We start from the raw sequence: 9,793 nt of genomic DNA, 5'->3' as shown, positions 1-9,793 counted from the left end.
GCCCCCCCTGCCAGTCGCCGTCGCGGATCGCGCGGGTGTCGTCGCGGAAGTCCGGCAGGCCGCCGGCGTCGAAGAACGCCTGGCGCTCGCGCCGCGCGGCCAGCCGCGCCTGCCGCTCCGGCTCGATCGCCCGGTGCAGTGACACCAGCAGGGCCAGCAGCGGCGGCGGCAGCAAGGCGTCCTGGCCGGCCAGCGAGGCGGTCAGGGCGATACCCGGCGTGGAGCGCGTGGACGGGTCGGGAGCGGTGGCGAAAGCGGGGGCGGACATGTGGGGATTCCTCGATGTTTCCGGGGCTCCACCGTGCTGCCGACGCATGTATTTGACAAAGCAGTTTTGTCAATGCTTTATATAAATAAGATTTATATCTATCACGTCATGGCTACGAGCAACGCCGCAACCCCGCGATTTCCCTACAAATCCGACCGGCTCAAGCCGCTGCGCGCGTTCTGCCAGACGGTGCGCCTGGGCGCGGTGTCGCGGGCCGCGGAGGCCTTGTTCGTCAGCCAGCCGGCGGTGACCCTGCAGTTGCAGGCGCTGGAACGCGAACTGGGGGTGGTGTTGTTCGAGCGCAGCGGCCGGCGCCTGGTGCCCAGCCGCGAGGGCCAGTTGCTGTACGAGATGGCGCAGCCGCTGGTGGAGAGCCTGGACCGGCTGGAGGCCGACTTCCGCGAGAAGGCGCGCGGGCTGGACGCCGGCGAACTCAACGTCGCCGCCAACAGTTCCACCATCCTCTACCTGCTGCCGAAGATCGTGGAGGCCTTCCGCGCCCGCCACCCGCAGGTGCGGCTGACCCTGCACAACGCGATCAGCGCCGACGGCACCGACCTGCTGCGCGAGGACGCGGTGGACCTGGCGGTCGGCTCGATGCTCGACGTGCCGGCCGACCTCAGCTACGCCCCGGTGTACCGCTTCGAACAGTTGCTGATCGCCCCGCACGACCATCCGCTGGCCCGCAAGCCGAAGTTGACCCTGGAGGACCTGTCGCCGTACCCGCTGATCCTGCCGCCGCGGCGCCAGGTCACCTACCGCCTGGTCGACCTGGTGTTCCAGCAGGCGCGCGTGCCCTACACCGTGGCGCTGGAGGTCGGCGGCTGGGAAGTGATCAAGCAGTACGTGGCGATGGGCATGGGCGTGTCCATCGTCAGTTCGATCTGCCTCACCGACGCCGACCGCGCGCGCCTGGCCACCCGCGCCCTGGGCGATTACTTCCCGGCGCGCAGCTACGGCGTGGTGGTGCGCAAGGGCAAGTACCTGTCGCCGCAGGCACGCGCCTTCATCGAGCTGATCCAGCCGGACCTGTTCACCCCGCGCGGCTACGACGAGAGCGGGCCCTCGGAGCGGTAGCCGCGCACGGCCGCGCGTCAGCGGCGCCCTTGGGCTCTGATACCGTGGCGGCACGCCCGCTGCACACCGACCGCCCGTGTCCCTGCCCTCCCGCTACGCCGAAGCCGACGCACCCCCGGCGCTGCGCGACCGCCTGCGCTGCAGTTGGCGATTCCGCCAGGGCGAAGCCGAGACCGCCGCGACGCAGGTGCTGCCGGATGGCTGCGTCGACCTGATCTGGGACGGCCGCGCCCTGTTCGTCGCCGGGCCGGACCGCCGCGCCACCGATGCCAGATTGGCGCCAGGCAGCGTGCTCACCGGCGTGCGCCTGGCCGCCGGTGCCGGCGCCAGCCTGCTCGGCGTGCCGCTACACGCCGTTGCAGACCAGCGTGTGCCGCTGGAGGCGCTGTGGGGCGTCCGCGGTCGCGACTGGCAGGCACGGATGGAAGACACCGCCGATCCGCTGACGGCTTTGCACACGCTGTGCGCGAGCCGGCCGCTGCACCGCGACTCCGCGATGGCCTGGCTGTTCGCACAACTCGCCGGCGACGCACCGCCGCGGCTGGACTCGCTGACCCATGCACTGGGCGTCAGCGAACGCACCTTGCGGCGACGCAGCCACGACGCGTTCGGCTACGGCGCCAAGACCCTGGAGCGCATCCTGCGCCTGCAACGCTTCCTGGGCCTGGTCCGCCAGCATCCCAGCCTGACCGCGGCCGCCCTCGAGGCCGGCTACGGCGACGCACCGCACCTGGTGCGCGACAGCCGGCAACTGACCGGCCTGCGCCCGCGCGACCTGGTGCAGCGGCACGCGCGCTGAGCTGGCCGTTTTCGCCAAGCCGGCGGCCGCACGGTGGTCGATACTGGCGCCCCGTCCAAAGGAACCGCCCATGTCCCGCGCCGAACAGCATCACCGCATCGACTATCTGGAATTCGCCGTCGCCTCGATCGCCGCGGCAAAGGCCTTCTACGGCCAGGCCTTCGACTGGACCTTCCAGGACTACGGCCCGGACTACTGTGAATTCCGCGACGGCCGCCTGAGCGGCGGCTTCTTCCACGGCACGCCGCAGCCCGGCGGCGCCCTGGTGGTGCTGTGCTCCAACGACCTCGCCGCCACCCAGGCCCGCATCGAAGCCGCCGGCGGCCGCATCGTGCGCCCGGTGTTCGCCTTCCCAGGCGGGCGCCGCTTCCACTTCGCCGACCGCGACGGCTACGAGCTGGCGGTGTGGTGCGAGGGCTGCTGACGGCACCGCGGCACCAGCAGGTTGACTCCGCAGGAGCGGCTTCAGTCGTGACGGGCACTCCCGGTAACGCCTGTCGCGGCTGAAACCGTTCCTACGGATCAGGTCGCGTCATTGCGCGCGGTGCCCTACAGCCGCGCCCACTCGAATCCCTCGCCGCGGCGGTAGAACACCGCCAGCGCCTTGCCATAGACGCTGTCGGCATCGACGAAGCCGAAATAGCGGCCATCGAAACTGTCGCCGCGATGATCGCCCATGACCAGCAGTTTGCCGGGCGGCACCCGCACGTCGTGCAGATCCGGGCCGCCGCCCGCGTCCAGATCCAGCCGCGCGATGCGCGCGCCGAAGCGCTCCGCATCGTCCGTGGCGCCCACCTGCAGCGGCTGGCCGTTGATGGCGAGATGGCCGTCGCGCACGTCGACGCGATCGCCCGCCACCGCCACCACGCGCTTGATCAGGCGGGTGCCGTCGTGCGGCGAATCGAACACCGCCACATCGCCGCGCTGCGGCCGGCCGCGTTCGAACACGCGGTACTCGGTGAACGGCACGCGCAGCCCGTAAGCGCTCATGTCCACGGCGACGCGATCGCCGGGCTGCAGCGTCGGCTGCATCGAGCCGGAGGGCACCACATAGTGATTGGCGAAGGACGACCGCGCGGCGGTGAGCAGCAACAGCATCACCACCATCGGCAGCAGTTCCTTGCGGCTCCAGCGCGCGGCGCGCTGCAGGCGGGTGGCATGCGGATCGGCGTGGGTCATGGGGCACCTGGGATGAGCGAGGGCGGCACGGGATGTGTCATCGCGACAGTGCGCGCTCGGCGGCTCGCGGGGCCAGTGACGAAAGGCATGGCGCCGCCCGGCACAGACGCCTGCCGACACCATGCAGACGGCAACTCATTTGCAGTCTGGAAACTCACCCACTGTGACGACGGGAGGCAGACGCTCGTCGTTTCCGCCATCCCTCCCTTGTTCGCCATTGAGATACGTGATCCGCGCGCCTTTCCCGTCGCGACGCACTGCATAAAGCGGCTCGTTCCGCTCCGAATACACCACGAGCGTTTCGTCTTCGGCATGCGTCGAGAACAAGGCCGGCGTCAAAGCCCCGCCCTCGTAGCGCTGGATCAACAGCCGAGTGCCATCGACGGTGGGCAGGATCCAGATCGTCGTCCCCAGCAAATCTCCGCCAGCCTCGGACCAGCAGACATTGGAAAAGCTCTCCGGTTTCGATGCGCGGAAATGCGCCGAACCCGCTGCCACGCTCATCAGAAGCGCCAGACCCACCATCATGTTTCGAGACTCCCATGCATCGGGTGGATGAATCAGCAGCAATCATGCCGCATCTGTCGAGACACGCCACCTGGGCGGTTCGAGCGTGCCTTCCCAGAACGCAGCGCGCGCCAGCGTGCGAGCAAAAGAACGGCGGTCACGCCCTCCGCAGATGCCTACGGTGTGACCTCGATGCGGTTGGACGTGGCAGCCTTGAAGAAACCCACCTGATCGGAAACATTCGCGGAAGTTTTCGCCGGAAGTTCGCGGTATCGCAACAACGGCTGCACAGCCACCAGGTAGCGGCGTCCAGGCACGATCCGGTAGTTCCGGGACAGATCCACCGCCGCGGATTTCGACTCGCCCGGACCCAGGATCACGTCGGGCCTCGAACCCGGCAGCTGGCTCACGTAGATCCCGTGGTAGGCCACAGCGCTCCCGTCTTCCTGCAGCACTCGGAACAGATTCGCTTGCAGTCGCCCGTCGCGGTTCACCTCGGGGATATCGGCATCCGGCACCGCGATCGGCTGATCGCCCGCATTGACCAGGGTGATCGTAATGACCGCTGTGCCCGTGCTCTCACTGGCTGCTTGCGTGTGTTCCAGTCGGATATCCAATCTCCCTGCGGCGGACACCGCAAAACAGGCGCCCAGCAGCGCCATACCGACAATCCAGCTTCCCTTCATGAGCATCTCCTTGTGGTGGATGGAGTATCCGGACACCCCAACAAAAAACGGGATGGCCGCAAGGCCATCCCGTTCTCGACACACTCGATCGGCGCAGCGCCGATCAGTTCTTCAGACCGCGGTTTTCCAGCAGCGGCTCGACGCTGGGGTCCTTGCCGCGGAAGTCGCGGTACAGGGTGGCCAGGTCGACGGTGTTGCCGCGCGAGAGGATCTTGGCGCGGAAGATGTCGCCGTTGGCGCGGGTCAGGCCGCCGTGTTCCTTGAACCACTGGAACGCGTCGTCGTCGAGCACTTCCGACCAGAAGTAGGCGTAGTAGCCGGCCGAGTAGCCGCCGCCCCAGATGTGGTCGAAATAGGTGGTGCGGTAGCGCGGCGGCACTTCCGGCAGGTCCACCTTGTACTTCTTCAGCGAGTCGGCCTCGTACTTGTCCACGTCCTGTAGCGGCGCGTCGGCCGGCAGGGTGTGCCAGGACAGGTCGAGCAGCGCCGCCGACAGGTACTCGGTGGTGGCGTAGCCCTGGTTGAAGGTGCGCGACTTCTTGATCTTCTCCACCAGGTCGGCCGGCATCGCCTCGCCGGTCTGGTAGTGCTTGGCGTAGTGCGCGAACACCTTCGGATCCGACGCCCAGTGCTCGTTGAACTGCGAGGGGAACTCGACGAAGTCGCGCGAGGTGGCGGTGCCGGCCAGGGTCGGGTACTTCACGTTGGAGAACATGCCGTGCAGCGCATGGCCGAACTCGTGGAACATGGTGGTGACGTCGTCGAAGCTCAGCAGCGCCGGCTGGCCCGGGGCGGGCTTGGTGAAGTTGCAGACGTTGTAGACCACCGGCTTGGTGCCGGTGAGGCCGTTCTGGCCGACGAACTCGTCCATCCAGGCGCCGCCGGACTTGCTGTCGCGCTTGAAGTAGTCGGTGTAGAACAGCGCCAGCGACTTGCCGTCCTTGTCGAACACTTCATAGACCTTCATCCCGTCATGGTAGGTGGGGATGTCGGTGCGTTCCTTGAAGGTGAGGCCGTAAAGCTGGTTGGCGGCGTAGAAGACGCCGTTCTGCAGCACGTTGTCCAGTTCGAAGTACGGCTTGATCTGCGCTTCGTCGAGGTCGTACTTGGCCTTGCGCACCTGCTCGGCGTAGAAGTCCCAGTCGGCGGCGGTGAGCTTGAAGCCGCCCTTCTGCGCGTCGATCACCTTCTGCATCTCGGCCGCTTCGCTGCGCGCCTTGGCGGTGGCGGCGGGCACGGTGTCGGTGAGCAGCTTCAGCGCCGCGGCCGGGGTCTTGGCCATCTGGTCGCTGAGGCTGTAGGCGGCGTAGCTGTCGAAGCCGAGCAGCTTGGCCTTCTGCGCGCGCAGCTGCGCCAGGCGCTGCACGGTCTGGCGGGTGTCGTTGGCATCGCCCTTCTCGGCGCGCGACTGCGAGGCGGCCATCACCTGCTGACGCAGGTCGCGGTCCTTCAGCGAGGCCAGCACCGGCTGCTGGGTGGTGTTCTGCAGGGCCAGCAGGTACTTGCCGTCGAGCTTGCGCGCGGTGGCGTCCTGCGCGGCCGAGGCGATGTCGCCGTCGGACAGGCCGTCGAGCTTGGCCTTGTCGTCCACCACCACCGCACCGGCGGCGGTGGCCGCGACCAGCTTGGTGTGGAACTGCGTGGCCAGGGTGGTCTCTTCGACGTTGAGCTTGCGCAGGGTGGCCTTGTCGGCGTCGGACAGCTGCGCGCCGGCACGCACGAATTCCTGGTATTCGTACTCGACCAGGCGCTTCTGCTCCGGGTCCAGGGTCAGCGTGTCGCGCTGGTCGTACAGGCTCTTGATGCGCGCGAACAGCTTGGGATCCAGGCTGATCTCGTCCTGGTGCGCGGCCAGCTTGGGCGCGATCTCTTCCTGGATCTTCTGGCGGGCATCGTTGGTGTCGGCCTGAACCAGGCCGAAGAAGATGCGCGACACGCGGGTCAGGGTCTCGCCGCTGCGCTCCATCGCTTCCAGGGTGTTGGCGAAGGTGGCCGGTTCCGGGTTGTCGGCGATCTTGCGGATCTCGGCCAGGTGCTGCTTCATGCCCTCTTCGAAGGCCGGCAGGTAGTCGCTGTCCTTGATCTTGTCGAACGGCGGCGCCTGGAACGGCAGCGTGCTGGGGGTCAGCAGCGGGTTGGCGGCGGCGGCGGGCTGCGCGGCGGCCGGAGCAGCGGGGGCGGCGGGCACGGGGGTGGACTCCTTACCGGAACAGGCAGCCAGCGCCAGGCTGATGGCGGCGGCCAGAACGACGTTACGCGACATGAGGTGGAACTCCTGGGAGGACCTTGGGGCCAAGACAGCCGCCCACGTTACCGGGTTTGCATGGCAGCGGCATGTGCCATTGGCTCGGCCCGGCGCGGCAGCCAGCCGGCGTACAGATGGCCGGGCGCGGGCATGGCGCCAGCGCCCCGATCACGGTGCCGGCCACGCGACGCGTTGCACGGCCGGCGTCCTGCAGGGGGCGCCGGCGCGCCGGGCTCACTGCCCGCCGGGCAGCGGCAACGCCTCGTCCTTGAAGATGGCCACGTGCGGCACGCCGTCGGCGCCGATCCAGCCACGGTACATGCCCTCGGTGTTGAACGGGAAGGCCACGCTGCCGTCGGCGCCCAGCGCGATCGCACCGCCGTCGCCGCCGGCCTTGGGGATCTGCTGGTCGATCACCGCGTCGGCGGCCTGGGCCAGGCTCTGTCCGGCGTACTTCACCCGCGCGCAGATGTCGTAGGCGGCCACCGCGCGGATGTAGAACTCGCCCCAGCCGGTGCCGGACACCGCGCAGCGGCTGTCGGCGAAGGTGCCGGCGCCGATGATCGGCGAATCGCCGACGCGGCCATAGCGCTTGTTGGTCATGCCGCCGGTGGAGGTGCCGGCGGCCAGGTTGCCCTGCAGGTCCAGCGCCAGCGCACCGACCGTGCCGAAGTGCTTGGCGGTTTCCAGGTCGGCGTGCGCCTGCTTGTTGGCTTCTTCCTTCAGCGCCTGCTGCAGTTGCTGCCAGCGCTTCTCGGTGCGGAAGTAGGACGGCGCGACCAGCGCGATCCCGTGCTGCTTTGCGAAGACCTCGGCGCCATCGCCGACCAGCATCACGTGCTCGGACTGGTCCATCACCGCACGCGCCAGTTCGATCGGGTTCTTGACCCGGTGCACGCCGGCCACCGCGCCGGCCTTGCCGGTGCGCCCGTCCATGATCGCCGCGTCCAGTTCGTTGCGGCCGTCGTGGGTGAACACCGCGCCCTTGCCGGCGTTGAACTGCGGCGAGTCCTCCAGCACGGTGATCGCCGCGGCGACCGCATCCACCGCCGGCTTGCCCTGCGCCAGCAGCGCCTGCCCGGTGCGCAGCGCCTTCTCCATCGCCGCGCGCGCCTCGGCCAGGTCGGCCGGGCTGCTGCTGGCGCGCTCGACGCCGGCGCCGCCATGGATCACCAGGGTGGTGGCGGGAATTTCGCGCATGCGCCCGTCCTGCACGGCGTAGTAGCGGTGGAACACCGGCGCCTCGACGCGGCCGTCGGGCAGGTGCAGGGTGGAGCCGGGGCCGACCCCGACGGTCTCGATGCGGGCGGCCTGCAGCGGCTGCCCGGCCGGGGTGGGCGGTTGCAGCGGCCCGGCGACCACGGTGGCCACGGCCTGCGGATCGGTGGCATAGACGCGCGCGGTACCGTCGCCCTCCACCGCCAGCGCGGCGCTCTCGTCCACGCCCAGGCCGATCAGCGGTTCCCCCTTCGGCGCCAGCGTGGCGGCCTTGGCGCGGAACGCGAACAGGCGGCCGAGGCGGTCGCGCTCGCGGAAGTGGGTATCGGTGATGACCCGCTTGAGCAGGTCCAGGTGCAGGAAGTCGGTCTCGATGGTGACCGCCGGCCCCAGCGGATCGGCCAGCGCCGCCGGGCTGGTGATGCTGCCGCCGTCCATCGAGCCGTACAGGTACTCGCCCAGCATCGCCAGGCCGGCGCTGGTGCCGCCCAGCGGCTTGCCGGCGCGCACGTGCGCATCCAGCGCGTCGGCCACCGGGGTGTTCTTCCAGTAGCGCACGTAGCGCGACTGGTCGCCGCCGGCGATGAAGATGCCGTCGGCGCGGGCCAGCGCGCGCAGCAGCGCCGGATCGCTGGAGGCGCCGCGGCCGCTGAACACGAACGTCTCGACCGAGGCCACGCCGCCGACCTTGCGGTAGAACTCCTCGCCCACCTCGTTGGCCTGCGAGGCGCGCAGCACCACCACGTGGCCGTGCCCGGCCTTGGCCATGAACCAGCGCAGCGCGTCGTAGTTGCGGTCGCCGCCCCCCATCAGCAGCAGGCCGGGCGACACCGGGCCGGGTGTGGGCGCGGCCGGATCGCCGACCAGGTACTGGCGGTAATCGCGCGCGACGGCGGGCGTGGCCAGGCACAGGCCCAGCAGCAGCGACATCCAGGGCCGGAACATGCCGACGGAACGGGTCATGCGGATCTCCTCGGGAACGGGGCGGGCAGGCGAGCGTGCGGCTCGTTGCTGAGAGGGGACGAACGGCGGCACGGTTTCCCCCCGCCGCCGTCACCCTCCCACGTCGGCGCGCGCGGCACTTGCCCGCACGCACCGGCGATCGGCTAATGTGGGATCCATGTCCGCTTCCCTCGACGATTGGTTCGTCCAAGAAATCCTCGTCCACGAGCAGGCGCTCAGCGGCTACCTGCGGCGCTGCTGGCCGCATCGCGAGGAGTGGCACGACCTGCGCCAGGAGATCTACGTGCGCGTCTACGAGGCCGCCGGCAAGGCCCGGCCGAGCCTGCCCAAGTCGTTCCTGTTCGCCACCGCGCGGCACCTGATGACCGACCGGTTGCGCCGCAACCGGGTGGTGTCGATCGAGGCAGTGGGGGATCTGGAGTCGATGCACGTCCTGATAGACGAGCTGTCGCCGGAACGCTGGTGCGGCGGACGGCAGGTGCTGGGCCGGCTGGCGGCGGCCTTCGACCGGTTGCCGGACCGCTGCCGCAGCGTGGTCTGGCTGCGGCGGGTCGAGGAACTGCCGCAGAAGGAGGTGGCCGTGCGCCTGGGAATCAGCGAGAAGAGCGTGGAGAAGCACGTGGCCCGGGGCATGCGCCTGCTGGCCGATCATTTCCATGGCGACGAGGGCGCGGCGGCGCCGGCGAAGCCGATGCAGGCGCGGGCACGCGATGGACAGCAGGTGGATTGAGGCGCGTGCGGCGGCCTGGCTGGCGCGGCGCGACCGCGACGACTGGTCCGACGCACGGCAGGCGCGCCTGGATGCCTGGCTGGCCGCGGCCACCGCGCACCGGGTGGCGTTCCTGCGCCTG

At 69.5% G+C, this 9,793-nt stretch carries 10 protein-coding genes and 2 pseudogenes; 5 read left to right on the top strand and 7 right to left on the bottom strand.

All coding sequences use genetic code 11. The annotated features are described in order from the left end of the window. Nucleotides 1-268: pseudogene (locus D180_RS03055) on the bottom strand (malate synthase A); the annotation flags it as partial. A 108-nt stretch (nt 269-376) separates the two neighbouring features. Between D180_RS03055 and D180_RS03050 the strand changes: the two are divergent. The 3 genes from D180_RS03050 (at nt 377) to D180_RS03040 (ending at nt 2,568) form a co-directional block, all read left to right on the top strand. Beyond that, nucleotides 377-1,345 (top strand): LysR family transcriptional regulator, encoded by a 969-nt coding sequence (locus tag D180_RS03050; RefSeq protein ID WP_017911632.1) that lies wholly within the window; start codon nt 377-379, stop codon nt 1,343-1,345. A 76-nt stretch (nt 1,346-1,421) separates the two neighbouring features. Next, entirely contained in the window at nt 1,422-2,144 is a 723-nt protein-coding gene (locus D180_RS03045) for a helix-turn-helix domain-containing protein (protein WP_017911631.1), read from the top strand. Nucleotides 2,145-2,214: 70 nt separating this feature from the next. Beyond that, the gene (locus D180_RS03040; protein WP_017911630.1) at nt 2,215-2,568 is read left to right on the top strand and encodes a VOC family protein; all 354 of its coding nucleotides are present in this window, start codon (nt 2,215-2,217) and stop codon (nt 2,566-2,568) included. 125 nt (nt 2,569-2,693) lie between these two features. On the opposite strand, the gene lepB is transcribed toward D180_RS03040, so the two are convergent. The 6 genes and pseudogenes from lepB to D180_RS24365 all read right to left on the bottom strand — a co-directional run. Then, on the bottom strand, nt 2,694-3,323 hold the full coding sequence (lepB, locus tag D180_RS03035) for a signal peptidase I (protein ID WP_017908062.1): 630 nt from the start codon (nt 3,321-3,323) through the stop codon (nt 2,694-2,696). 135 nt (nt 3,324-3,458) lie between these two features. Continuing rightward, nucleotides 3,459-3,851: a hypothetical protein gene (locus D180_RS03030; RefSeq protein ID WP_017911629.1), complete on the bottom strand. Its 393-nt coding sequence runs from the start codon at nt 3,849-3,851 to the stop codon at nt 3,459-3,461. Nucleotides 3,852-4,006: 155 nt separating this feature from the next. Next, nucleotides 4,007-4,516, bottom strand: coding sequence for a hypothetical protein (locus tag D180_RS03025; protein WP_232760287.1), 510 nt, complete (start codon nt 4,514-4,516; stop codon nt 4,007-4,009). Nucleotides 4,517-4,619: 103 nt separating this feature from the next. Continuing rightward, the gene (gene dcp / locus D180_RS03020; RefSeq protein WP_017908059.1) at nt 4,620-6,779 is read right to left on the bottom strand and encodes a peptidyl-dipeptidase Dcp; all 2,160 of its coding nucleotides are present in this window, start codon (nt 6,777-6,779) and stop codon (nt 4,620-4,622) included. A 216-nt stretch (nt 6,780-6,995) separates the two neighbouring features. Further along, nucleotides 6,996-7,961, bottom strand: coding sequence for an isoaspartyl peptidase/L-asparaginase (locus tag D180_RS24370; RefSeq protein ID WP_232757215.1), 966 nt, complete (start codon nt 7,959-7,961; stop codon nt 6,996-6,998). 216 nt (nt 7,962-8,177) lie between these two features. Next, nucleotides 8,178-8,747, bottom strand: a pseudogene (locus tag D180_RS24365) (cyanophycinase); the annotation flags it as partial. A gap of 352 nt (nt 8,748-9,099) precedes the next feature. Between D180_RS24365 and D180_RS03010 the strand changes: the two are divergent. Both D180_RS03010 and D180_RS24790 read left to right on the top strand, forming a co-directional pair. After that, nucleotides 9,100-9,672: a sigma-70 family RNA polymerase sigma factor gene (locus D180_RS03010; RefSeq protein ID WP_017911627.1), complete on the top strand. Its 573-nt coding sequence runs from the start codon at nt 9,100-9,102 to the stop codon at nt 9,670-9,672. Then, on the top strand, nt 9,599-9,793 hold a 195-nt coding region (locus D180_RS24790), incomplete at its 3' end, for a DUF4880 domain-containing protein (RefSeq protein WP_343122579.1). The genes D180_RS03010 and D180_RS24790, both read left to right, overlap by 74 nt.

Source organism: Xanthomonas sp. SHU 166, from assembly GCF_000364685.1.
GTDB lineage: Bacteria > Pseudomonadota > Gammaproteobacteria > Xanthomonadales > Xanthomonadaceae > Xanthomonas_A > Xanthomonas_A sontii.
Note: the sequence above shows the minus strand (reverse complement) of the source record. Positions and strands in the feature narration are given on the sequence as shown.